At 62.3% G+C, this 22,764-nt stretch carries 23 protein-coding genes; 7 read left to right on the top strand and 16 right to left on the bottom strand.

Annotation, left to right across the window (positions count from 1 at the left end; all coding sequences use genetic code 11):
- The first annotated feature begins 57 nt into the window (after positions 1-57).
- The gene (locus ACZ5J0_RS06500; RefSeq protein ID WP_250820966.1) at positions 58-987 is read left to right on the top strand and encodes a LysR family transcriptional regulator; all 930 of its coding nucleotides are present in this window, start codon (positions 58-60) and stop codon (positions 985-987) included.
- Between the two features lie 11 nt (positions 988-998).
- Here ACZ5J0_RS06500 and ACZ5J0_RS06495 read toward each other — a convergent pair whose 3' ends face one another.
- From ACZ5J0_RS06495 to gatC, 11 genes are all read right to left on the bottom strand, one after another.
- On the bottom strand, positions 999-2,192 hold the full coding sequence (locus tag ACZ5J0_RS06495) for a Gfo/Idh/MocA family protein (protein ID WP_250820967.1): 1,194 nt from the start codon (positions 2,190-2,192) through the stop codon (positions 999-1,001).
- A 16-nt stretch (positions 2,193-2,208) separates the two neighbouring features.
- Positions 2,209-3,261, bottom strand: a complete 1,053-nt coding sequence (locus ACZ5J0_RS06490; protein WP_142939755.1) for a LacI family DNA-binding transcriptional regulator — start codon at positions 3,259-3,261, stop codon at positions 2,209-2,211.
- Between the two features lie 58 nt (positions 3,262-3,319).
- Entirely contained in the window at positions 3,320-4,978 is a 1,659-nt protein-coding gene (locus ACZ5J0_RS06485; RefSeq protein WP_464094445.1) for a type 2 periplasmic-binding domain-containing protein, read from the bottom strand.
- 69 nt (positions 4,979-5,047) lie between these two features.
- Positions 5,048-5,971 (bottom strand): carbohydrate ABC transporter permease, encoded by a 924-nt coding sequence (locus ACZ5J0_RS06480; RefSeq protein ID WP_464094444.1) that lies wholly within the window; start codon positions 5,969-5,971, stop codon positions 5,048-5,050.
- Between the two features lie 42 nt (positions 5,972-6,013).
- A complete protein-coding gene (locus tag ACZ5J0_RS06475) occupies positions 6,014-7,048 on the bottom strand; it encodes an ABC transporter permease (protein WP_166843046.1) in 1,035 nt (344 codons plus the stop codon).
- A gap of 280 nt (positions 7,049-7,328) precedes the next feature.
- Positions 7,329-8,330 carry an IS3 family transposase gene (locus ACZ5J0_RS06470; protein WP_464093937.1) on the bottom strand — a complete coding sequence of 334 codons (1,002 nt, stop codon included), beginning with the start codon at positions 8,328-8,330 and terminating at the stop codon, positions 7,329-7,331.
- On the bottom strand, positions 8,330-8,560 hold the full coding sequence (locus tag ACZ5J0_RS06465; RefSeq protein WP_464094443.1) for a hypothetical protein: 231 nt from the start codon (positions 8,558-8,560) through the stop codon (positions 8,330-8,332). The genes ACZ5J0_RS06470 and ACZ5J0_RS06465 overlap by 1 nt, the downstream gene beginning before the upstream one ends.
- A 366-nt stretch (positions 8,561-8,926) precedes the next feature.
- The gene (locus ACZ5J0_RS06460) at positions 8,927-9,484 is read right to left on the bottom strand and encodes a DUF5666 domain-containing protein (protein WP_464094442.1); all 558 of its coding nucleotides are present in this window, start codon (positions 9,482-9,484) and stop codon (positions 8,927-8,929) included.
- A 79-nt stretch (positions 9,485-9,563) separates the two neighbouring features.
- Entirely contained in the window at positions 9,564-11,072 is a 1,509-nt protein-coding gene (gatB, locus tag ACZ5J0_RS06455) for an Asp-tRNA(Asn)/Glu-tRNA(Gln) amidotransferase subunit GatB (protein WP_091323187.1), read from the bottom strand.
- Positions 11,072-12,640: an Asp-tRNA(Asn)/Glu-tRNA(Gln) amidotransferase subunit GatA gene (gatA, locus tag ACZ5J0_RS06450; protein ID WP_166843044.1), complete on the bottom strand. Its 1,569-nt coding sequence runs from the start codon at positions 12,638-12,640 to the stop codon at positions 11,072-11,074. The genes gatB and gatA overlap by 1 nt, the downstream gene beginning before the upstream one ends.
- A 5-nt stretch (positions 12,641-12,645) precedes the next feature.
- The gene (gene gatC, locus ACZ5J0_RS06445; RefSeq protein ID WP_017199363.1) at positions 12,646-12,942 is read right to left on the bottom strand and encodes an Asp-tRNA(Asn)/Glu-tRNA(Gln) amidotransferase subunit GatC; all 297 of its coding nucleotides are present in this window, start codon (positions 12,940-12,942) and stop codon (positions 12,646-12,648) included.
- A gap of 176 nt (positions 12,943-13,118) precedes the next feature.
- Between gatC and ACZ5J0_RS06440 the strand changes: the two genes are divergently transcribed.
- Positions 13,119-13,514, top strand: a complete 396-nt coding sequence (locus tag ACZ5J0_RS06440) for a DUF6507 family protein (RefSeq protein ID WP_464094441.1) — start codon at positions 13,119-13,121, stop codon at positions 13,512-13,514.
- Positions 13,515-13,525: 11 nt separating this feature from the next.
- Positions 13,526-13,915, top strand: coding sequence for a hypothetical protein (locus tag ACZ5J0_RS06435; protein ID WP_464094440.1), 390 nt, complete (start codon positions 13,526-13,528; stop codon positions 13,913-13,915).
- Here ACZ5J0_RS06435 and ACZ5J0_RS06430 read toward each other — a convergent pair.
- Complete coding sequence (locus ACZ5J0_RS06430; protein ID WP_464094439.1) at positions 13,894-14,115, bottom strand: hypothetical protein; 222 nt, start codon at positions 14,113-14,115, stop codon at positions 13,894-13,896. The genes ACZ5J0_RS06435 and ACZ5J0_RS06430 overlap by 22 nt on opposite strands.
- Between ACZ5J0_RS06430 and ACZ5J0_RS06425 the strand changes: the two genes are divergently transcribed.
- Positions 14,114-14,452: a hypothetical protein gene (locus ACZ5J0_RS06425; protein WP_464094438.1), complete on the top strand. Its 339-nt coding sequence runs from the start codon at positions 14,114-14,116 to the stop codon at positions 14,450-14,452. The two genes, ACZ5J0_RS06430 and ACZ5J0_RS06425, sit on opposite strands and share 2 nt — an antisense overlap.
- Positions 14,453-14,763: 311 nt before the next feature.
- Here ACZ5J0_RS06425 and ACZ5J0_RS06420 read toward each other — a convergent pair whose 3' ends face one another.
- Positions 14,764-16,266, bottom strand: coding sequence for a CitMHS family transporter (locus ACZ5J0_RS06420; protein ID WP_464094437.1), 1,503 nt, complete (start codon positions 16,264-16,266; stop codon positions 14,764-14,766).
- 198 nt (positions 16,267-16,464) lie between these two features.
- Here ACZ5J0_RS06420 and ACZ5J0_RS06415 point away from each other — a divergent pair, with 198 nt between their 5' ends.
- Positions 16,465-18,165 carry a sensor histidine kinase gene (locus ACZ5J0_RS06415; RefSeq protein WP_464094703.1) on the top strand — a complete coding sequence of 567 codons (1,701 nt, stop codon included), beginning with the start codon at positions 16,465-16,467 and terminating at the stop codon, positions 18,163-18,165.
- Positions 18,158-18,817 (top strand): response regulator, encoded by a 660-nt coding sequence (locus ACZ5J0_RS06410; RefSeq protein ID WP_250820971.1) that lies wholly within the window; start codon positions 18,158-18,160, stop codon positions 18,815-18,817. Before ACZ5J0_RS06415 ends, ACZ5J0_RS06410 begins: the two co-directional genes overlap by 8 nt.
- Positions 18,818-18,887: 70 nt before the next feature.
- Here ACZ5J0_RS06410 and ACZ5J0_RS06405 read toward each other — a convergent pair whose 3' ends face one another.
- Both ACZ5J0_RS06405 and ACZ5J0_RS06400 read right to left on the bottom strand, forming a co-directional pair.
- Positions 18,888-19,268: a RidA family protein gene (locus tag ACZ5J0_RS06405; protein WP_144652068.1), complete on the bottom strand. Its 381-nt coding sequence runs from the start codon at positions 19,266-19,268 to the stop codon at positions 18,888-18,890.
- Between the two features lie 57 nt (positions 19,269-19,325).
- The gene (locus ACZ5J0_RS06400) at positions 19,326-19,838 is read right to left on the bottom strand and encodes a GNAT family N-acetyltransferase (RefSeq protein WP_142939765.1); all 513 of its coding nucleotides are present in this window, start codon (positions 19,836-19,838) and stop codon (positions 19,326-19,328) included.
- A gap of 296 nt (positions 19,839-20,134) precedes the next feature.
- Here ACZ5J0_RS06400 and ACZ5J0_RS06395 point away from each other — a divergent pair, with 296 nt between their 5' ends.
- Positions 20,135-21,502, top strand: a complete 1,368-nt coding sequence (locus ACZ5J0_RS06395; RefSeq protein ID WP_464094436.1) for an LLM class flavin-dependent oxidoreductase — start codon at positions 20,135-20,137, stop codon at positions 21,500-21,502.
- Positions 21,503-21,550: 48 nt separating this feature from the next.
- Here ACZ5J0_RS06395 and ACZ5J0_RS06390 read toward each other — a convergent pair whose 3' ends face one another.
- Positions 21,551-22,759 carry an AAA family ATPase gene (locus tag ACZ5J0_RS06390; protein WP_142939767.1) on the bottom strand — a complete coding sequence of 403 codons (1,209 nt, stop codon included), beginning with the start codon at positions 22,757-22,759 and terminating at the stop codon, positions 21,551-21,553.
- Positions 22,760-22,764: the final 5 nt, after the last annotated feature.

Here is a 22,764-nt window from a genome sequence, read left to right as displayed (position 1 = left end):
GCCGCCGACGATTTAGCACAACTAGATTCTTCTCAATCAACGATTTAGGATTTGCTAATGGAAATCCATCAGCTGCAGATGCTCCGGGAACTCGGCGACCTGGGCAGCGTGAAGGCCGTTGCTGAAACACTCATGGTCACGCCGTCGGCCGTTTCCCAACAGCTCGCCCTGCTCCAGAAGTCCGTGGACGTGCCGTTGACGCGCAAAGAAGGCCGGGCGCTAGTTCTCACCGATGCGGGCCGCGTCCTCGCGGAGGCGGGTGCCGCCGTCGTGAACGCCATGGCAGATGCGCGGGCTGCTATTGGCGCTTATCACGATGCTCCTGACGCGCCAGTAAGCGTGAGTGCATTCCACAGCGCGGGTCAAGCGCTGTTCGCCCCGTTAGCGGCGCATTTGGCATCCGGGACGGCGTCCGACGGCGGGAAGTCGCCACGGCTTCGACTCTCCGATGAGGACGTGGCCCAGGAGGATTTCCCGGGGTTGGCTGCCCGATATGACCTGGTGTTGGCACACAGGATGGACAACAGCCCGTCCTGGCCGGAGGACAAGGTCGCAGTGATACCCCTGGCCGACGAGCCGCTGGATATTGCCCTCCCCGCGGATCACCCCTTGGCGGCCCGAAGCGAACTGAAACCGTCCGACGTCGTGGATGAACCCTGGGTGACCAGCCGCGACGGCTACTCCCCCGCAGACGTGCTGGCCGCCGTCGTCGCCGTGAGTGGGCGACCAGCCGAGGTACTGCACCGCATCAACGACTATTCCACCGTGGCGGCGCTGGTCTCGGCCGGTGGCGCGATCGGGCTGCTGCCTCGCTTCACCGCGCGCCGTGTTTTGGACGCCGGTGTGGTTTTGCGTCCACTGTCAGGGGTGAACTCAGTGCGCAAGATCGACATCCTTGCCCGGCCCGAGACACTCAAACGGAAATCGGTCATGACGGTTTGCGAGTCACTTCAAACCGTCATGACCGAGCTTTCCTCACCCACCTGACCCGCAAACAGTCAGTCGCGAACCAAGGCGGGCTGACCGGCGTCGAAGTACTCCACCAGTTCAACCGGGAGCTCCGGTACCTCACGTGCGGAGCCGTCGCCGCGCAGTGATTCAGCGGCAAGAATGCCCGCCACCACGGCTTGGCGAGCGGCAATCGGGCTGGTCTGCGTCCTGCCGCCCTCCGACGCGAAGCGGAGGAACTCCTCGATCAGGCGCGGGTCGGCGCCGCCGTGGCCGCCTTCGCCGTCCTCAATGGTGATGACCTCATCCGGCGCCGCGTAGCCCGAGGACCTGCTGGTCCACACGTTGATGGTCTCTCCGGGCCCATCGCCCAGGTTTTCGATCCGGCCCTTGGTACCGATGACGGTGTAGTTGCGCCAGTAGTCGGGCGTGAAATGGCACTGCTGGTATGAGGCGAGCACGCCGTTATCCAACACCATGTTCATCATGGAGATGTCCTCCACATCGATCACCTCCGCCAGGTCCTTCTGCTCGGTGGGCGGCCAGTTGTCCATGGAGAACCAATCCCCCATGCGCTTGCCGGCGTTGTTGCTCCGGTTCGCGACGTCGCCATAAACCGCAAGATCGCCGACGGCGGCAACGCGCTTGGTATACCCGCCCGCCAACCAGTGGATCACGTCGATGTCGTGGGCACCTTTTTGGAGCAGGAGCGAGGTGACGTTGGCGCGCTGGGAGTGCCAGTCCTTGAAGTAGTAGTCACCGCCGTGTCCTACGAAGTGTCGGCACCAGACAGCCTTGATCTCGCCGATCCTGCCTTCTTCAATGAGCTGGCGCATCTGTACCACAACCGGCATGTGGCGCATATTGTGGCCAACATAGAGGCGGGTGCCGGTTTGGTAGGCCGTGGTGAGGATCAAGTCCGCAGCCTCAACCGTGATGTCCAGCGGCTTCTCGCAGAAGGTGGGAATACCCGCCTGGAGAGTACGGACTGCGACGGCGGCGTGCTGGTTGTCGGGGGTCAGAACCAGGACTGCATCCAGGCCACTGGCCAGCAGTTCCTCGAGATCATCCGTGATCCGGGCGGTGGGGATGCGTTCGGCGGCGTCAGCCCGGCCGCGCTCACTCAGGTCACAAACAACGGTGACCGCCGAGCCCTGGCCCGGCTTGTGGGCGTGCTTCCACAGCCCCGACCGCAGGCCGAAACCCACAATGCCGACCTTCAAATCCTTTTCCATGGTGTGCAATTTCCTTCTGCTGTTCTTAGTAAAGTCTGGTTGCGGCACTGCGGTGCGGCGCCGATTCGCGCACGAACAAATGCCAGGGGAAGTCAAGGACGGCGGGTGCAGTCGGCTTGTCCGGGCTGGACTGGCCGGTTGCCCGCCGGAGGAGCAACCGCGCAAGTTTGTCGAAGAAATCCACGGGACCCACCGTGCTCAGGGAAGGCGACATTCGTTCGCCCTCCACGGTGTTACCCACGCCGATGATGTCCACGTCCGTGCCAACAGCGAGGCCGAGACGCTGGGCCGCATTGATGGCGCTGACTGCTGCATAATCCGTGGTGGCGTAGATGGCTGTGGGACGGTCCGGCATGCTGAGCAGCCGGGTTGCCGTGGCGTACGCCCCTGCACTGGTGCCATCGAACAAGCCCACATAATCCTCGCGTTCCGTGACGCCGGCATGCTCCAGCGCCTCGGAATACGCCCGGTACCGGGCGCCGCCGGACGTGCCGGCCGCCGTAGCGGGAGTCAGGCAAGCAATCCGGCGGTGGCCGTGGAGCAGGTGCTCCACGGCCATGCGGCACCCTGGCCCGGCAATGGAACGGATGACATCGAAGCCTTCCGCGTCCAGGTTCTCGTCAAAAACCACCAGGGTGGTTCCGTGCTCGGCGAGCTTCCGCAAGGCGTCCCGTTGCTCGTCACGGACAGCGTCCACAAACACGGCGTCGGCATTATGTGTACCGAGCACCTTCACCCAGTCCGCGTCACCCAGGATCATCGGCGTGATGCCCAACGGACCTGCCACCTTCTGCACGGACTCAATGACGGACAGGGACCAGGGATCGGACAGCATGGTCAGCGACAGGATCACAGTGTTTGTCCGGCCTGTGCGGATGGCCCGGGCCGCCTGATTGGGGCGGTAGCCAAGCCGCTCCGCAGCGGCCTTGACCTTTTCCGCCGTGGGATCCGACACCCCTGGTCCCCCATCGCCACGGCGACCTGACAGGACATAGGAAACCGTGGCCGTAGAAACGCCCGCTAGTTCGGCCACCATGCGAATGGTGGGTCGGACTCCGGTGTTACTCGCTTTTTCCATGGTTCCCCCTGCTGGTGCTTGCTTTGTACGTTTGCGTTGCGTGGTTGTTGGTTTGAGGCTAGCTCCTGAAGACCGGCACGTTGGGGTCCAACGCGGCCTGGTACTCATCGCGCATCTTGTCGCCGCCCTCGCTCTTCCAGCGTTTGACCGCATCCTTGAGTTCGTCGATCTTGGCGCGGCCGGTGATGATGTCCACCACCTTGTCGCGCAACTGCTTGGTGATTTTTGCGCCCACCTTGGCGTTGGTGTCCGAGTAGGAACCGTTGGTGGGGTTGCGCCAGGCCAGTTCCAGGAGTTTCTCTTCCTGCTGGCTGACGTAGCGGGTGTCGTCGTCGAAGCCCGGGTTGAAGATGACGTTCTCCGGGCTGGACATGATGTTCAACGCCGAGACCAAACCAGGGGCGTTGGTGGTTCCGGTCTCGGTACGGGCCGGGTTGCCGGAGGCGTCGATGGTGTAGTCCTGGCCGAGTTCACCGAAGTTCTTCTGCATGTATTCCACAGTGCCGAACGGGGCCGACAAGTAATTGATAAGCGCGAGCAGTTCGCGGATCTTACCCTCTTCGGCCTTCTTGAACGGCGTGAAGCCCACGGTTCCATAGCCCATGTCGTAGACGGGCTTGACCTTGCCGTCTGCGCTGAACGGAACCAGGATGTCGAACTGGGTGTCCTTGCTCAGCGCGCGGTAGCTGCGGATGTCGTGGGGACCGGAGACCACCTGGGCGGCAACACTACCGTTGGCCACACGCGAGCGGATATCCGTGGCCTTGGAGTCCGGGTAGAAGACGCCGGCTGCGAACATCTTGGCCGTGAACTCTACGCCGGCCATGTACTCGTCGGTTTCGTAGAGGTGGGTGAGGCTGCGGTCCTTGTTGACGGCCCAGCTGTTGGGGGCACCGAACCACTCTGTCACCATATGAAGGGCATTGATGTACGCCGGCTCCAAGGCATACTGCTGATCACCGGGCCGGGTCAGCTCCTTGGCCTTGTCCAGGAATTCGTCGGCGCTGGCTGCTTCGAAGCCACCCACCTTCCCCCACATATCGTGGTTTCCGAGATACACCTGCCCGAACGGGGTACTGGGGATGGGGGCTCCCCAGATCTTTCCGTTGACGACGGCGGTCTTCCAGGAATCGGGCTTAAGTGCGGCCAGGTTGGGGTACTCCAGGACGGCGTCACCGGAGAGGTACGGCGTCAGGTCCTGGAATTTGGCTTCCAACATTGGCCCGACATTGGGGATGCCCTGGTTCGGCGGAACCCACATCATGTCCGGAAGGTCGTTGCTTGCAAGGACAGTGGCGAATTTGGCCGGGTAGCCGTCTCCAATGTCTTCTGCGATCTGCAGTTCCAGGTCGCCGCCGAGCTTGGTGTTGAGCCGCTGCCAGAAAGGGTTGTCCTTCAGGCCCGGGCTCATGGTGTCGAAGGTTTCGGTCAGGCCGGTCACTTTGCCCTTGAGCGGAGGCGTCTTCACGGACTGCACAGCGGTGGGCAGTTTGAAGTAGCCGGCCTGGAGCCCCTTGGCGTTGCCCGCGATGTCCGGGGTGACGCCGGTGAATTCCTTATACGTGGGCAGTTTGACCGAAGCGGAGGCAGCGGCGCCTCCGTTGCTTGCGGCTCCGCCACCACCGCAGGCGGACAAGCCGGCGGCGGTCACGGCCAGGCCTGCGAGGCCAAGGAAACCGCGGCGGCTGAATCCAGCCTGTGAGGTAGTGCTCGTCATGGCATATCCCTTTCTGGTTACTTGCTTAATTTCTGCGGATTTGGGTGTTTGACTGTTGGCTGGCTTGGGCTATCCCTTGACGGCGCCGGTGATAACGCCCTTGGCAAAGTGCTTCTGAAGGAAGGGATACACCATCAGGATGGGGACCAGCGCCACCACCACAACGGCCATCTGGATGGACTGGGGCGGGGGCGTGGTGGTGATTCCAAGCTGATCGGCCGCACCGCTCCCCTGGACAACAAAATTGCGGAGCAGCAATTGAATGGGCCATTTGCTGTGGTCGTTGATGTAAAGGAGGGCGTTGAAGAACGAGTTCCAGAAGCCCACCGCGTAGAACAGCCCGACGACGGCGATCACGGCTTTGGATAACGGCATCACGATGCGCCACAGGATTTGCCAGTCGTTGGCGCCGTCGATTCTGGCGCTTTCAATCAGCTCCCCGGGGATGTTCATGAAGAACGAGCGCATCACCACAAAGTTGAAGGCTCCAAAGATGCCCGGGAGGATCAGGGACCACAAAGAGTCCAGAAGACCGAGCTGGCGGATCATGAGGAAGGACGGGATGAGACCCGGAGCAAAAAGGAGCGTGAACAGGACTGCGAGGATCACTGGCCGGCCAAACAGCACCGTGCGGCTGGTGGCGTAAGCCATGGTGATGGTGACGAACAACGCCAGGATGGTCCCTACGGCGGTGACCAGCACGCTAACACCTAGTGACTGCAGGACCATGGGGCCCTTGAAGATGGTTACGTAGGCCTCCAAGGTGGGACGTTCGGGCCAGAGGACGAACCCGCCGGCTTCGATCAGCTGCTCCGTGTCAGCCAAGGACGTGGATACCACCAACAGGATGGGTGTCATGATGGACAGGCTAAAGACAATCAAGACCACGGCTTTGACCGTTTGGTACAGCGCGGAAGGCTTTTCCTTCCACACCGGGCGCTTGGGGTTGTAGCTCAGTTCCCGGGGTTTCTTGGTGAAAAGTGTTGTTGCCATGGGTTTCTCCTTGTGCGGCAGGCGCGCGGGTCAGCGTGGCTTTCAGCGCACTTGTTTTGCGAAGATGCCGTCTTCGCCGAAGCGGTGGGCAAGTTTGTTGGCGCCGTAGATCAACAAGGCGCTGACTACGCCCTTGGCAAGGCCTGCTGCCGCGCCAGAGCTCCAGCCTCCTCCCACTACGCCCGTGTAGTAGGTGAAGGTATCCAGCACTTCCGCAGCTCCGGCTCCCACCGCGTCGCGTTGCAGGATGAACTGCTCGAAGCCGACTGAGAGGATGTCGCCGATGCGCAGAATCAGAAGCAGGACGATCACAGGACGCAGCCCGGGGAGGGTGATGTGCCACATCCTGCGCCAGCGCCCGGCCCCGTCTGCCGCGGCGGCTTCGTAGAGAGAGGCATCGATGCTGGCAAGGGCGGCCAGGAAGATGATCATGGCCCAGCCGGCATCCTTCCAGATCATCTGGACCACCACCATGACCGGGAAGGTCTCGGGATTGGTCATGAAGGGAATCGGATCCATACCCCAGTCCCGGAGGAGGTTGTTGACGAATCCTGCGCCACCCAACATTTGTTGGAAGAACGCGATCACCAGAACCCAGGACAAGAAGTGGGGCAGGTAGGCGATGCTCTGGAAGATCCGCCGGACACGGGTGCTGATGAGTGAATCCACGATCAATGCCAGCACCAGTGGTACCGGGAAGAGGAAAACCAACTGCCAGGCGGCCAGGTACAGCGTGTTCCAGAAGGCGTGAACAAAATCCGGGTTACCGAACAGGTCCACAAAATTCTGCCAGCCAACCCACAAGCTGTCCCCGATGCCCAGATACGGCTGGTAGTCCTGGAATGCGATGACGTTGCCCAGGATGGGGATGTAGAAGAAGAGAAGCAGGAATACCACACCGGGCAGCATCATGAGCAGCATCTGCTTGTCGCGTCGCAGGCGTGAACGGAAACTCTGCTGTGGGACCTGGCTTCTCTTCCGCTTCTTCGAACCGGATCCGGGGGCGTTGCTGCCAGGCGGCCCGGGGACTCGGCGAGCTTCGGGCAATGCCGGAGCCTGTTTCGTCGTCGAGTTCATACTGTCTCCTCAAGTGCTGAGCCCAAGCCACCAATGTGATTCAAGCCACGCTCGTTAACCGTTTAACAAACCATAAGTGACCAGCATCTCTTTTTGCAAGATCATGATCGAAACTGATCCCAGAAATCACTTTTCATCACGAAGGCGGCACAGAGAGGTGCCATGGAGTGCGCGTATTGCTTAAGGCCCGGGTCGGTTTGGACCACAAATGTGATGAGGGCTGGGTCTAGAGGTGCCCTCGCGCCCGTTCCCGCCACCTGCCCCCGAAATTCGGTATTTATCAAGCTGTGTGTGACAGCTGTTGGTTGGGTTTGTTGATCCAGACGTTGCTGGGGGTGGGTTTGACGCGCGGCCTGCGGGCGTAGCGTTTGGGGTTCTGGTTGTGGTGGGTATCGAGTATTTCTTGTCGGAGTGTTTGGACTGTGGTCCAGTACCCTCGGTGCACGGAGTCCGGGGTGTATCCATTCAGTCCGGAATGGCGGTGGTTTTCGTTGTAGTCGTCGAAAAACTCGCTTACGTAGTTTCGGGCATGGTCGAGTGAATCGAACCGTGCAGGGAAGGCCAGGGAGTACTTGACGGTCTTGAATAGCGATTCGATGAATGGGTTGTCATTTGAAGTCCGGGGCCGTGAGTGCGAAGGACTGATCCCGAGCATTCGCAGAACGTCATAGGTTGGCCGTGCCCGCATGGCGGCGCCGTTATCAGAATGCATGATCTCCGGTGCACGCCAGTTATCGACCACGCAGTGCTCCATGAGTTCCGCGGCCTGGACCGAGGACTCCTGTTGTTCGACCCGATGGCCAACGACTCGGCGGGAGAAGACATCCATGACCGTGTAAAGCTTCAGACGTTGTTTCCCGGGGCCGTGGAGGTCGGTGATGTCCCAGCACCAGAGTTGGTTAGGCCCGGTTGCTTCCAGGACCGGCTTGGACCTCTTGGTTCCGGTGCCAGCGGGGTGCTGCGGGCGTCTGTCACCATTCTGGCCGGCCCGCTTCACGATCCTGTGTGTGGACGACATTGAGGCATAGTATTCACCGTTATCCAGCAGTCGATACCAGGCTTGGGTGATGGAGAGGTCTTCGTAGTCCTTGGAGTTCAGCCTGTCTAAGAGTTGCTCGCAGACTTCGGGTTCGATCCGGTTTGGGTATGCCCTTTCCGTGTGCGGGATCCGGTTTCCGCGGCACGCTTCCGGTTTCAGGGACCGGTACCAGAACATGTGGGACACTCCGGCCACACTGCAGGCAGCCCGGACAGACCACTTCGCGGCGATCAGCAAGGACACTATTCCGAGGACGATTCCTCGTCGTGTTTGTCCTCCAGCCAATCCGGTCGTCCCGGATTCTTCTCTTCCAAGTGGGGATCCGTCGCTGCCGCGCTCCTGGCCAAGGCCTCCAGAAGCGCGGACGCTTTTCCCAGGATGTCAACGGCTGCCTCTGACTTCTCCAGTTTGGCTTTGAGCTTTTCGTTCTCTTTGCGCAGACGGTTCAACTCGTCACGGTCTCGGGCATTCATCCACCGCTTCCCTTCTGTTTCCACGGGACCGGCTCCCTCCGGAGGAGGCACCATACGACCCTGTTCGCGGGCGGCAGCCCAGTCCCGCATGGTTCTGGGCTGAACACCGACCGCCTGCAGAACGCCGCCTTGGCACCTCTATCAAGGCACCTGTCGTACTCAACGAGCAACTGCCATTTCTGGGCTCGCGAGAAGCGGTGGTTCCGCGATGGGCGTTGAGGAACTTCAAACATGGCCTATCCATTCCCCGCTCCACGCATCACACACAACTGCAAACACTATGTAACAGCCGAGCCTGACACATGGGGAATTACCTGCGCGCACGGCGGAAACGGGAGCGACACCGGCACACAGCGGTACTCCCAGCTACTTCGGGCCGTGCCCGCGCTTATGCCCGTGGCCCTTGACGCCCGCTGGCAGCCCGCCGGACACCACCCTGGTAGCCGTCACGGTGTCGCCATTCCTTGAGCCACTGACCCGCACTGTGTCGCCTGCCTTGAGATCAGCTGCCGTCGCCGACGGCAATGACGGCCTGCCCTTGCCGTTCCGAAGCTCCGACAGGTTGGCTGGGACTTTCGCGATGCGGGTCTCTGCAGTGATTGCGTAGCGCTGGGTGAAGCCGTCTTCGCTCTTGACGGTCACCTCGGAGCCGCTCACCGATTCGATGGTTCCGGTCTGCGTGAGAACAGTACGGTAGCTCCCGTCCTGTTGCTTGACCACGTGCTCGCCATGGATCGCTCGCCCATGGCCCTCCGTGGACTTGGCTGTTCCGGGCCCCGATGGGCTGGGCGAGGCAGAAGGGCTCGACGGCGAAGGGCTGGGTTGGGTGCCCGCCCAGACAGCAGCAGCCCCGCCACCGGTCAATGCAACGGCGATAGCACCGGCAAGCAGGCCCTGACGAAAACTCGGTTTCAGAGAGGCCATGCATCCATTGTGCACCCGCCCACAGCAAAGTAGGCCGCAGTAATAACTACGGCCTACTTTGACGGGAAGGAGCTGGTACTTAGCCCTCGACGCCGAGCTTCTCCAGAATGAGTTCACGGACACGGCCCGCGTCAGCCTGGCCACGGGTGGCCTTCATGACGCCGCCAACAATTGCGCCAATGGCCTGGACCTTGCCGCCACGGATCTTCTCTGCGACATCCGGCTGTGCGGCAAGCGCGGCGTCGATGGCCTCCAGCAGGGGCCCGTCGTCGGATACAACCGCGAGGCCGCGCTTCTCAACGATTTCAGCCGGAGTGCCTTCGCCGGCGAGTACGCCGTCCAGGACCTGGGTTGCCATCTTGTTGTTGATCTTGCCGTCTTCAACCAGCTTGTTCAGCTCAACGATGACCTGCGGGGTGACACCGAGTTCGGAAGGATCGACGTCGGCAACCTTAGCGCGGCCAACAATCTCACCCATCCACCACTTACGGGCAACGTCAGCGGAGGCACCGGCTGCGATGGTCTCTTCGATGGAGTCCATGACGCCGGCGTTCACCACGTCGCGGAATTCCAGATCCGAGTAGCCCCAGGCTTCCTTGAGGCGCTTGCGGCGCTCGGCCGGCGGTTCGGGGAGGGTGGCGCGGAGTTCTTCCACCCACTCGCGGGAGGCGACGACGGGAACCAGGTCCGGCTCCGGGAAGTAGCGGTAGTCGTCAGCATCAGACTTGGGCCGGCCCGACGTCGTCGAACGCGTGTCCTCGTGCCAGTGACGCGTCTCCTGGATAACCGGCTCGCCGGAATCCAGAACGGCGGCATGCCGCTGGATTTCGTAACGAACAGCGTGCTCCACGGCGCGCAGGGAGTTCACGTTCTTGGTCTCCGAACGGATACCGAAGCGCTCACGTCCGTGTGGTCGCAGGGAAACGTTGGCATCGCAACGGACGTTGCCGCGTTCCATCTTGGCGTCGGAAACGCCCAGGTTCTTCACGATCTCGCGGACTGCTGCGACGTATGCCTTGGCCAGCTCGGGTGCACGGCTGCCGGCGCCCTCGATCGGCTTGGTGACGATTTCCACCAGGGGAACGCCGGAACGGTTGTAATCCACCAACGAGTAGTCGGCACCTTGGATACGGCCCGCCGCGCCACCCATGTGGGTCAACTTGCCGGCGTCTTCTTCCATGTGGGCGCGCTCGATCTCCACACGGAACACCGTGCCGTCCTCCAGCTCAATGTCGAGGTAACCGTCGTAGGCGATCGGCTCGTCGTACTGGGAGGTCTGGAAGTTCTTGGGGGTGTCCGGGTAGAAATAGTTCTTCCGGGCGAAGCGGCAGGTCTCGGCGATCTTGCAGTTCAGGGCAAGGCCGATCTTGATGGAGGACTCCACTGCGGTCTTGTTCACCACGGGCAAGACGCCGGGCATGCCCAGGTCAACCTCGTTGACGTTGGTGTTCGGTTCATCACCGAAGACGTTGGGAGCGGAGGAGAACATCTTGGTCTTGGTATTGAGCTCCACGTGGACCTCGAACCCCAGAACGGGATCGTACTTCTCCATGGCCTCTTCGAAGCTCAGGGTTGCGTCGACGGACATTAGTTGGAACCTCCGGCGGTGTTGGATACTGCACCGAGCACAGCAGTTTTCAGCTCAGGCGCCTGCGAAAGCATCGGACCGCCCCATTTCTCTTCAAGCATGGATTCGAGGACCGCACCCACGCGGTACAGGCGGGCATCCTTGCGAGCAGGAGCCAGCAGCTGGATACCAACAGGCAGGCCGTCTTCGTCGGCCAGGCCACCCGGCAGAGACAGGCCCGGAATGCCGGCGAGGTTGGCCGGGATCGTGGCGACGTCGTTCAGGTACATCGCCAGCGGATCGTCCAGCTTCTCCCCCAACTTGAACGCCGTGGTGGGCGCGGTCGGGGAAATCAGAACATCAGCCTTCGCGAAGGCGGCGTCGAAGTCACGCTGGATCAGCGTACGGACCTTCTGTGCAGAGCCGTAGTAAGCGTCGTAGTAGCCCGCGCTCAACGCGTAAGTGCCCAGGATGATGCGTCGCTTCACTTCGTCACCGAAGCCCGCGGCACGGGTAGCACCCATAACTCGCTCGATGGTCATGGGCCCGTCCTTGGGCAGGACGCGCAAGCCGAAGCGGACGCCGTCGAACTTTGCCAGGTTGCTGGACACCTCGGACGGCATGATCAGGTAGTAAGCGCCCAAGGCGTACTTCAGGTTGGGGCAGGAAACTTCAACGATTTCGGCGCCGGCATCCTTCAGCAGCTCAAGGGACTCGTTGAAACGGTTCTCGACGCCAGCCTGGTAGCCCTCGCCGTGAAGTTCCTTGACGATGCCAATCTTCATGCCCGCCACGTTGCCGACGCGGGCGGCTGCAACAAGATCGTTGAAAGGATCCGTCAGCGAGGTGGAGTCGAACGGATCGTGGCCGCCGATGACTTCCTGCAGCAGTGCGGAGTCCAACACCGTACGGGAGACAGGGCCGATCTGGTCCAGTGACGACGCCATGGCAATGGCACCGTAACGGGACACAGCACCGTAGGTGGGCTTCACGCCCACGGTTCCAGTGACGGCGCCGGGCTGGCGGATGGAGCCACCGGTGTCCGTGCCGAGGGCCAGCGGCGCTTCGAAAGCGGCGACGGCGGCAGCGGAGCCACCACCCGAACCACCAGGAATACGGTCCAAATCCCACGGGTTGCGGGTGGGGCCGTAGGCCGAGTGCTCCGTGGAGGAACCCATGGCGAACTCATCCAGGTTTGTTTTACCCAAGATCGGCATCTTGGCCGCGCGCAGCTTCTTCACCACGGTGGCGTCGTACGGGCTGTGCCAGCCCTCAAGGATCTTCGAACCAGCCGTCGTCGGTTGCCCGATGGTGACAATGAGGTCCTTCACCGCGATCGGCACACCGGCGAGGGCATGCAGCTCATCAGCAGCGGAACCGCCGGCGGCGCGGGCAGCATCGACCTCGGCCGCGACGGCCAAAGCCTCTTGGCCATTAACGTGCAGGAACGCGTTAACCTGACCGTCGACGTCGGCAATACGGTCAAGGTGCGCCTGCGTGACCTCGACGGCGGTAACCTCGCGGGCAGTCAACTTGGCAGCGAGATCGGCAGCGGAATGGCGGATGAGTTCGTTCTTCAGCTCAGTCATAATGATTAGTCCTCATCCAGGATTGCCGGGACCTTGAAACGGTTCTCGTAAGCATCCGGTGCGCCGGAAAGCGCCTGCTCAGCCGTAAACGTGTGACCCACAACGTCCTCCCGGAACACATTGGTCAACGGAATCGGGTGCGACGTCGCCGGGACGTCCTCCCCCGCAGCTTCGCTCACGCTCTTGACCGAATCCACGATGACAGCAAGCTCAACAGCCATCCTGTCCAGTTCTTCGGCACTCATTTCAATGTGAGCCAGACGCGCAAGATGCGCGACGTCGTCACGGTTGATCGCAGCCATGGATCTCCCCTGCAAAGTTCAAATGGTTTTCCGAACCAGTCTACTTGGGTTGGGTGTGCCGGTCAGACGAAGGGGTGGTGCCCCAACTTTTTGATTCTTCATCACGTTTGAGCCCTCAGGTGCACTCCTAGATATATGTTCATGCCCGAATTTGTCATTTCGATCGATTTTTTGGGGTGCGGGGCAACGTTTTGGAGGCAGCTGTTGTGGTGTACGACATTGATACCGGCAGGGCGCTGGCGGTGGTAACTGCGGCAAAGCAACGCACTGGCGGGCTGGGGCCAGCGCAGGCCAGGCTTCGGCAGGTCTGTGATGAGGTCAGCGGGGCTCTCCGTGAGGGCCCGGTTTATGTGGCCCTCCAGCTTTACGGCGACACCGTGCTGATGCCTGGACTGCAGGCCTTGGCGCAACGAACGGCCAATATTTTTGGTGGTGCACAGGCTGCTATTGCCGCCTATGTTGGCGGTGATGAGCAGATGGCCACCACGTCCTTGGCGCAGACCAAAAGTTTGGACGGCTGGCCCGGCGCGGGTTTGCGGGTGGAACGGTTCCGTCCCGTGCCGGTGCGTTAGGGGGCCGGGCCATGTATGAGATTGATGCGTCGGTGTTGGACGGGTGGCCGGATCCTGGGGCGTTGGAGGAAGCAGCGGTTCCGTTGTTGGAGCAGGCAACCGCGGCCAGCGAGGACCGGGTCGCCCCGTTGGGGATCGTCGGCAGTGGGCTGAGAGGCCGGGAAGGTCGGTGGGATCCAGCCGATGACTGGTTCGGGGGCAAAATCTTTTCCTCAGAGGGCGGCTACGACCCCGACACGGGCAAGGTTTACAAGAGAACGGCAGGCCACGACGCCAAGGCTGGGCGGCCGACGGTAGCGGCGACACCGTCTTCGCCGCCACGACCGGTCACGGCTACCTGGATCCGAGGACCGAGTCCGGTCACAACATTGCCCTCACCTCAACCGGGCGCGGCCATCTGATCAAGGAACTGATCCCGCTCCGCCACGAAGAGAAGCCCGGCTACGGCGGCATGAGCTTCCCCACCGGGCCCCTGATCGAACGCGATCTCACCCCGGAAGAACTCGCCGAGGAGCAGAGCAGATGACGACGACAAACCCAATCGCAAAACGTGGTTGGCATGGATATTGACGGGGTGCTTGGTGATGACGGGATGCGGCATGAACTCAGCGAATGATGGTCAGCACGGCGAGCCAGGACCCGGCGAGCGAAGCGCCGAAGAGGTGTTCACAGAGTTCATGGATGCCATGGATGACACAGTCAAGCAGTCGGGCACAACATGGCCCGGGTGGGACCGTAACGACACTGCGGATTGTGTGTCAGAACCTTGCGGGGTGCACGCACGTGCCGACGGCCGGCAGTATCAGCGCCAGATAAAGGGCGGGCCCATTGACGATCCGCAGGCAGCCGTGGACAGGATGCAAGCCCACTGGGAGTCCAAGGGCTACAAGATTGAGAATATCTTTGACAACAGGGGCCCGGATACTACCCGGTATTGAAATCATTGCCTCGGCTCCTAGAGGCGTCGTGCTGATCTTCACACCAACGAAGAGCGTTAGCTTCATTATGGTGATGGGTGAATGCACTTTGGACCCGGCTGCTCGAAAGAAGACCACCTAGGTGGCTACCTCATTCTCACCTCGACCACGTGGTCGGGGGCGTCAGCTCGGCAGCACGGCGAGCCAGGACCCGGTGAGCGCAGCGCCGAGGCGGTGTTCACGCCAAATCGCGGGTCCGCCGCACAATACGCCGTTGCTGAACGGCGAATTGAAGGCGAACCCGCGAACTCGACACCTGAAGCGGTGGCTCGTTAGCCGATGCCGATGGCTCCAGTCAGTACTCCGACTGCCAGCATGACCACCGAGATCACGGCCGTGCGCCAGAGGACCTTCTTGTGGTGGTCACCCAGATCGACCTTGGCGAGTGAAACCAGCAGGAGGATGGCCGGCACCAGGGGGCTCTGCAGGTGGAAGGGCTGCCCGGTGATGGAGGCGCGGGCCATGTCCACTGCATCCACGCCGTAGTGTGCGGCGGTTTCGGAAAGGACCGGCAGGACCCCGAAGTAGAAGGCGTCGTTGCTCATGAAGAACGTCATCGGGATGCTCAAAAGGCCGGTGATGACTGCCATGAACGGGCCCATTTCGGCGGGAATGATCTGGACGAGCCACTCTGACATTGCCTTGACCATGCCGGTGCCGTTGAGGACACCGGTGAGGACTGCGGCGGCCATGACCATGCTGACGACCGCGACGATGGACGGTGCGTGGGCGATCAACTGGGCGCCCTGGTCCTTGACCTTGGGGAAGTTGACCAGCAGGGCGATCGCGGAGCCCACCATGAACACGAACGGCAGCGGGACAACGTTGGCCACCAGGACCACCATGACGGCGACGGTCAGGCCAAGGTTGAACCAGAACAGCTTGGGACGCAGCGTAGTGCGGTTGGGGTCCAGGGCAGTGTCTGCCATGGCGGTGTCGTGATCGTCCACCAGCGTGGCCGGGTCTTCAAGAACCGCGACGCCGGAACCTCCGCCGGTTCCCGGCTTGCCGGCAGTTGTAGAGACGGAGTTGCGGCCGAAGCCGAAGCGGCCAGCACCGAAGCCTGAACCCGAACCCGCGGCAACCGAACCGCCGCGGCCCGCGCCGCCGTCGAACGCTTCCGAAGGATCGGCGACGTCGCCCCAGATCTCCGAAGCGGTGGTGCGGAGACGGTTGCGTTCCTGCAGGCCGAGCAACCATGCGAACACCAGAACCACCAGGAGCCCAACGATGAGCGAGGGGACCATGGGCACGAAGACGTCGTTGACATCGAGCTTGAGCGCGGTTGCTGCGCGGGCTGTGGGACCACCCCACGGCAGGATGTTCATGGTGCCGTTCGCAAGGCCGGCCACACAGGTCAGGACCACTGGACTCATTTTAAGCCGCAGGTACACCGGGAGCATGGCGGCCGTGGTGAGGATGAAGGTGGTGGAGCCGTCGCCGTCCAGGGAGACTGCGGCCGCCAGAATGGCGGTGCCGAGGACCACTTTGGCGGGGTCGTTGCCCAGCTTGCGCAGGATGAACTTCACCAGGGGGTCGAACAGTCCGACGTCGATCATCAGGCCGAAGTAGATGATGGCGAACATGAGGAGCGCGGCCGTGGACGTCATGGACTTCATGGAGTCCATCACCATGTCGCCGATGCCGAGGCCCGCCCCGGCGAAGAGGCCGAAGACGGTGGGGACGATGATCAGCGCCAGTACTGGCGTCAATTTTTTGGTCATGATCAGGACCATGAATACCGCAATCATTGCGAATCCAAGCAAAACCAGCACGGCCGGCTCCTTACTACTGTGAATGGCGCCACGTCGGTGTGATGCGCACTACAGACAATATGGTGGCCTCCGTCACGGGCAGGGGTTTCGGGGAATTGTTGGGAATACTGCTCGTTGCGAACGTTTTGCGCATTATGCTCAGTGATTCAATGGTTCAGGAGGAAAGGAGCGAAGGTGCCGCGCAATAGCCGGGTCAGCATGCGTTTCTCCACCCAAACCCTTCTCCTTCAGCTAGGGGTTGTGCTGTTGGTGGTCCTGCTCAGCGGGACTGTCCATGCGTGGCTGGTATACGAACGCATCGGCACTGAAGCTGAAAACCAAGCACTAACCCTCGCCAGGACGGTCGCCGCAGATCCCGATATCAGGTCCGGCGTGCAAACCATCAGCAAGGAAGAGGGAACCCCTCCCCCGGATGTCCTCGCGTCCGGTCCCCTGCAGGCTGCGGCCGAGGCTGTGCGGTTGCGGACCGGGGCCTTGTTCGTGGTGATCACGGACGAAACCGGCCTGCGCCTGGCTCACCCTGAGACGGCGCGGCTGGGCGAACGCGTCAGCACAGACCCTTCAGTGGCGCTGGGCGGGCAGGAAATCACCACCCGCAACACAGGAACGTTGGGGCCCTCGGCCGGTGCAAAGGTGCCGGTGTACGCGCCGGGACGTTCGGAGACGATCGTGGGTGAAGTCAGCGTGGGCTATTCGGTTGAGTCGCTCAGCAACAGCCTTGCCCGGGACATCGTGCCCATCGCACTCACCGCTGGCGGCGCCCTGCTTGCCGGGGTCCTGGCGTCCTTCCTGCTCCGGCGCAGGCTACAACGGCTCACGCTCGGTTTGGAACCGGAGGAAATCAGCAGCTTGGTCCACGACCAAGTGGCAGTGCTCCAGGGCGTTGATGATGGCGTGATCGGGATATCCGCGGACGGACGCATCTCCGTATTCAATGCCGCGGCCGCCCGGCTCCTGGACATGCCCGATGCCACTGGCCAGGATTGGGCTTCCGCCACGGTTCCTCAACAGCTCAAAAAGCTCACCCAACCGGCAGCCCGGGACGCCGAAGCCGTCGAAATCGTGGCCGGCGCACGCGTTCTTGTGGCCAGCGCCCGCAAAGCCTGGCATCGGCAGGAGGACCTGGGGTGGGTGGTCATGCTGCGGGATCGTACGGAATTGCAGCAACTGACCCGCCAGCTCGACGCCGTGGGGACCATGTCCACGGCCCTCCGCGCCCAACGCCACGAGTTCGCCAACCAACTTCACACCATTGCCGGTTTCATGAGCATCGGCCAGCACGAAGCCGCCAAGGAGTACCTGGCCCGGATCTCAGCCACTGGTCCGCTGAAGTTCCCCGTAGAGCAGGCTGAACTGCTCCAGGACGCGTATCTTCAGGCCTTCGTTGGTGCGAAAGGCGTGGAGGCTTCGGAACGCGGAGTGGCCCTCCGCATCGGTCCCGAAACACTGGTCCGTGGGCACGTGGCCGATCCGCAAGACGTCACCACCGTGCTCGGCAACCTGATCGACAACGCGGTGAGTGCCGCCGTCGCCGGCTCTTCAGCGGAACGTTGGGTGGAAGTCGAGCTCCTGGACGATGTCACCGAAAACGGTGGGACCCTGCACATCCTGGTGGGCGATTCCGGTGACGGTTTGGGGAGCCTGGAACCGGAGGAGGTTTTCGCCGAAGGATTTACGACGTCGGAACAACCGGTACGCTCGGGGGCTGGACAAGGTTTGGGGCTGGCGCTGGTGCGGCAGCTGGCGCGACGGCGCGGCGGCGATGTCCGCGTCTTGGAGCCCGGCGGTCACGGCGGTCCGGGGGCTGTGTTCATGGCAACCATCCCCGGCGTCATGGATTCCGCGGAGCATGCGGGCACAGCAGCCGACTCAACGTTGAGGAAGGACAGCAATGGCTGAGGATTTACGGGTGTTGATCGTGGACGATGATTTCCACGTGGCAAGGCTCCATGCCGCCTATGTGGATTCTGTGGCAGGATTCATGGCCTTGGCGCCGGCGGGATCTGTTTCACAGGCCCTGCAAGCGATCCACAGCCTCCGTCCGGACCTGGTGCTGCTGGACGTGTATCTGCCGGACGGCTCTGGTTTGGACCTGTTGGGGCAGTTGGACGTCGATGCCATCATGCTGACTGCTGCCTCTGATGCGCAGTCCATCAAGGTTGCCCTGCGCCGCGGCGCGCTGGGATACATGCTCAAGCCCTTCACCGCGGAGTCCCTGTCCCAACAGCTCAGGTCCTATGCCAGGTACCGGCGGATTCTGGGCCAACAGGCCGCCGTGGACCAGATCACCATTGAACGCGCCAAACGGTCTTTGATTCCCGGCGACGTCGCACCGGCCGCGAAACCCCGCTCGGCAACCGAGCTGGCCGTCCTGGAATCGTTGCTTCCCGGCGAGCAGTATTCAGCTGCCGAGGTGGCAGAACGGGTTGGCGTTTCCCGGGCCACGGCGCAAAGGTACCTGTCCTCGCTGGCGGACGATGGCGCCGTCGAGATCCAACTGCGCTACGGAAGCACAGGCCGCCCGGAACACCGCTACGGCGTCCCCGGCTAACCCAAGTAGGTCGCATTTGTGCGCGTTTTGAGGGCTCAAAACGCGCACAAATGCGACTCGGTTGGGTGCGCTAGGCGGACTTTTGCGCCACGAGCTCGATTTCCACCAGCATCTCGGGATCAAGGAACGGCAGCACGTGCACCAAGGCGAGCGTGGGGCGGATCTCACCGAAGACCTCACCGTGGGCGCGGCCGGCGTCCTCCCACTTGCTGATGTCCGTCAGGTACAACTTGGACTGCACAACGTCCTCGTAGGAGAAGCCGGCGTCTTCCAGGACAGCACCGAGCTTCTCAAGGATGTACTTGGTCTGGGAGTAGAAGTCGTCACCAACGATGCCGTCGGGCCCGGAAGCTGCCGTGGCGGAGATGAAAAGAGTGTTGTCCACCTGGACTGCACGGGAGTAGCCAAGGGTCTGTTCCCAGACCGAGCCCGTGCCGAATGTCTTGCGCATGCCGCGCCTTTCCTGTCGTTTCGCCCGGTCCGGTGACCGGCGTTTACGAAGGAAACTTTATGACTGCGGGAGGTCCAGCCGGTAAACGAACAGCTTTATGTCGGTGCCTGGGACAAACCAGTCACGGTGCGGGGCACGGTCAAAGCCTGTCCTCGCGTAGAGGGCGTTGGCGCTTTCCCACGTGGCGCCGGTGGTCAAGGATACGGCTTTAATTCCGTCCATGGCCTTGGCTTGGTCGACGACGGCCTGCACCAAGGCGCGGCCCGCACCTGAGCGCTGGACTGCCGGATCCACTACGAGGGTACGGAGTTCCAGTTCGTCCTCGAGGCCGATGTCCGAAAAGCCGCCGCCTGCCGGTGCCGCAGTTACCGAGCCGATGACCTCGCCGTTGCGCTCAGCCACCAGGATCTCTGCGTGTTCCGCGCGTCCTGCCACGTCCTGGAGCTTCTGCAGGTACGGGTGATCGGCGTCGCCGTAGTACCCCGCGGTGACGTAGGACTCCTGCGTAATGCGGGCAACGGCGTCGTAGTCTTCGGGCAGGGCGGGACGGACGGTAATCGGCGAAAGCACCTACCAATGGTAGTGGTGCTTCACGTGCCAAAGGCACCAAATGCCCCTTTCCGTGATGGAACTATCAGTCATGGTGTGAAGGCACGACGCCGGATGGGCGGTTTGCGATGCGCCAGCCACTGGCCGTCGGGCTGCTTTCGTGTTGCCTCCCGTGGCGTCGAATTGAGCTGCGTTGCGCGCGGTGAACCCCGGTTTCGTGCTGTTGCGCAGACATGTCGGGCTGCTGGCGGAGGTCTTTGTACGCGTGCTTAAGTTGCCACACCGCCAGCCAAACGTCCCGATCCCAAGGAGCAACCATGACCCCGCCAGACCGCCAACTCCACCTGAACGCGTTCCTCATGAGCACCGGACATCACGAAGCATCATGGCGTCTACCTGAAAGCGATCCCTTTGCCCCTACCAAGGTGGAGCATTATCAGCACCTCGCCCGCACAGCCGAGCGAGGAAAGCTGGACTCCATCTTCTTCGCCGACTCGCCTGTCCTGTTCGGTGAAGTGGGCCGGCGCCCTGCCGGAAAGTTGGAGCCGACGGTGCTGCTGACGGCCCTCGCCGCAGCGACCCAAAAGATAGGCCTGATCGCCACCGCATCCACTACGTACAACGATCCCTTCAATCTTGCCCGCCGCTTCGCGTCCGTTGATTGGGTCAGCGGGGGCCGTGCAGGCTGGAACGTCGTGACCACCGCCGGGCCAGATGCCGCGCGGAACTTCGGCGTGGACGACCAGCCGGCACACGCTGTCCGGTATGAACGGGCTGCCGAATTCATTGACGTTGCCCAAAAGCTGTGGGATAGCTGGGAAGACGACGCCATCCTGGCTGACAAAGCCGAGGGCGTGTGGGGTGACGACACCAAGATCCGCACGGTGGACCACGAAGGGAAGCATTTCCGGGTCCGTGGTCCGCTGAACGTTCCCCGCTCCCCACAGGGCCATCCACTGATTGTGCAGGCTGGATCATCCGAGAATGGCAAAAACCTGGCCGCACAGTACGCAGAAGCCGTCTTCACGGCACACCAGACCCTGGCCGACGCGCAGGCTTTCTACGCAGACCTGAAGTCGCGCACCGCAGCCGTGGGTCGTGATCCGGAGGGCATCAAGATCCTGCCCGGGATCGTCCCTGTGATCGGCTCCACCGAGGCTGAAGCCCTCAAACTGGAGCGTGAACTGGATCAGCTCATCAAACCCGAGTATGCCCGTGAGCAGCTGGCCAAGACTCTCCGTTTGTCCCCTGAGGACCTTCCCTTGGACCGCCAACTGCCTGCCGACCTGCCCTCAGAGGACGAGATCGAAGGAGCCAAGAGCCGCTACACGCTGATTGTGGAGCTGGCCAGGCGTGAACAGCTCACGGTCCGGCAGTTGATCGGACGACTGGGTGGCGGGCGAGGTCACCGAACCTTCTCCGGGACTCCGGAGCAGGTTGCCGATGCCATTCAGGACTGGTTCTTCGCAGGGGCAGCGGACGGCTTCAACATCATGCCGCCGGTGCTTCCTTCCGGCTTGGAGATCTTCGTGGACCATGTGGTGCCGATCCTTCAGCAGCGCGGCCTGTTCCGCACCGAATACACAGCGTCCACCCTGCGTGGGCACTACGGACTGGCTCGTCCTGAGAACCGCTACGCCGGTTCGGCGGAACAGCAGCTCACGTCCATCGGATCGGCGTTCTGAGCCTGCAACATTGAGCGATCATCGCCCGTCCGATCATCGCTTGCCGCTTCAACGCTTCGGCCAGCTCCACAAAGGGCCTTCCAGCTGCCCCAAGCCCTTGATCCTGGTTTCGCCCAGGTCCTTGTAGAGCTCATGCTCATGGGCTGCACCGCTATCACGCAGTGCCTTGAGCAAGGCATCGGAGTGGGTCACCACAATCATCTGGCTGTTGGCACTGGCCTGGACAATCAGTCCGGCCAGTGCCGGCATCAGGTCCACGTGGAGGCTGGTCTCGGGCTCGTTCAGGACCATGAGCTCTGGTGGCCGTGGCGTCAGTAATGCCGCGGTGAGCAGGAGGAAGCGCAGGGTACCGTCCGAGAGTTCAGCAGCTTTCATGGGGCGCAGCATGCCGGGCTGACGGAGTTCCACGCTGAACCGACCATCGCTAACGGCGATTTCCAAGCGGCTTCCGGGAAAAGCATGATCGACGGCGGCATCCAGCTGCCGCTCGAAACCCACCTCCCGCAGTGTCTGCAGTGCGGCCGCGAGATCCTTGCCGCTGTGATGAAGCACGGGGGTTCGCGTTCCCAGCTGCGCCTGACGAGCGGGCGCCTCGGCGTCTGTGCGGAAATGGTCGTAGAACCGCCATGAGCGGACCGAGTCCCGAACCCGCAGAACTTCCGGTGCCCGGTCCTGGTCCGAGACCTCCGTCAGCATGCTCTGGAAAGTGTCCAACCTCCGTGATAGCTCAGTCCAATCGCCGTCCGGTCCGCGCAGCTTGGCGAGGCTCCCCTTGCGGTCCACCAACAACGATCCCGGCCGCGCCACGGGGCCGGAGAAGATCTGTTCCCGTTTGATTTCAGGATCCAGACTGAACGCTGAGGGGCGCGAACGGCCGGTCTCCTGGTCAAAACCGGCCCCGCTGGATGCTGGCATGCCAAGATCCACCAAGTAACCGAAGTCATCACCGGAGTAGCCCAATTTCAGGTTCACGGACTCCCGGCGGACCGTTCCCTGGACGGGGACTTCACCACGCCTCATGGCCTCGCTGATTGACTCAGGCCCGGCCCAGAGCGTCGAGGCCAACCCGCCATCCCGGGCCAAGGAGCCCACCACGTTTCCGGAATCTCCGCCGGCACACTCGGCCAACAGCCGAAGCGCCCGGTAGAGGGAGGACTTTCCACTGCCGTTGGCCCCTGTCACGATGTCCAGTCCATGCAGCTCCATGGCGAGGTCCCGGATGGAACGGTAGTTGGCGATGGCCAGTGTGCTGATCACCGGCG

The sequence above is a fragment of the Arthrobacter sp. DualSoilB13 genome (assembly GCF_055389195.1).
The sequence above is the reverse complement of the archived record's forward strand: the minus strand, read 5'-3'. Positions and strand labels throughout refer to the sequence as shown.

Bases quoted from the DNA above. Each gene is read 5' to 3' on its own strand.
- ACZ5J0_RS06395 (WP_464094436.1), top strand. From the start codon at position 20,135: ATGACCCCGCCAGACCGCCAACTCCACCTGAACGCGTTCCTCATGAGC.
- ACZ5J0_RS06500 (WP_250820966.1), top strand. From the start codon at position 58: ATGGAAATCCATCAGCTGCAGATGCTCCGGGAACTCGGCGACCTGGGC.
- gatA (WP_166843044.1), bottom strand. From the start codon at position 12,640: ATGACTGAGCTGAAGAACGAACTCATCCGCCATTCCGCTGCCGATCTC.
- ACZ5J0_RS06480 (WP_464094444.1), bottom strand. From the start codon at position 5,971: ATGGCAACAACACTTTTCACCAAGAAACCCCGGGAACTGAGCTACAAC.
- ACZ5J0_RS06410 (WP_250820971.1), top strand. From the start codon at position 18,158: ATGGCTGAGGATTTACGGGTGTTGATCGTGGACGATGATTTCCACGTG.
- ACZ5J0_RS06435 (WP_464094440.1), top strand. From the start codon at position 13,526: ATGTATGAGATTGATGCGTCGGTGTTGGACGGGTGGCCGGATCCTGGG.
- gatB (WP_091323187.1), bottom strand. From the start codon at position 11,072: ATGTCCGTCGACGCAACCCTGAGCTTCGAAGAGGCCATGGAGAAGTAC.
- ACZ5J0_RS06405 (WP_144652068.1), bottom strand. From the start codon at position 19,268: ATGCGCAAGACATTCGGCACGGGCTCGGTCTGGGAACAGACCCTTGGC.
- ACZ5J0_RS06485 (WP_464094445.1), bottom strand. From the start codon at position 4,978: ATGACGAGCACTACCTCACAGGCTGGATTCAGCCGCCGCGGTTTCCTT.
- gatC (WP_017199363.1), bottom strand. From the start codon at position 12,942: ATGGCTGCGATCAACCGTGACGACGTCGCGCATCTTGCGCGTCTGGCT.
- ACZ5J0_RS06460 (WP_464094442.1), bottom strand. From the start codon at position 9,484: ATGGCCTCTCTGAAACCGAGTTTTCGTCAGGGCCTGCTTGCCGGTGCT.
- ACZ5J0_RS06465 (WP_464094443.1), bottom strand. From the start codon at position 8,560: ATGAATGCCCGAGACCGTGACGAGTTGAACCGTCTGCGCAAAGAGAAC.
- ACZ5J0_RS06490 (WP_142939755.1), bottom strand. From the start codon at position 3,261: ATGGAAAAAGCGAGTAACACCGGAGTCCGACCCACCATTCGCATGGTG.
- ACZ5J0_RS06475 (WP_166843046.1), bottom strand. From the start codon at position 7,048: ATGAACTCGACGACGAAACAGGCTCCGGCATTGCCCGAAGCTCGCCGA.
- ACZ5J0_RS06415 (WP_464094703.1), top strand. From the start codon at position 16,465: ATGCGTTTCTCCACCCAAACCCTTCTCCTTCAGCTAGGGGTTGTGCTG.
- ACZ5J0_RS06430 (WP_464094439.1), bottom strand. From the start codon at position 14,115: ATGCCGCATCCCGTCATCACCAAGCACCCCGTCAATATCCATGCCAAC.
- ACZ5J0_RS06425 (WP_464094438.1), top strand. From the start codon at position 14,114: ATGAACTCAGCGAATGATGGTCAGCACGGCGAGCCAGGACCCGGCGAG.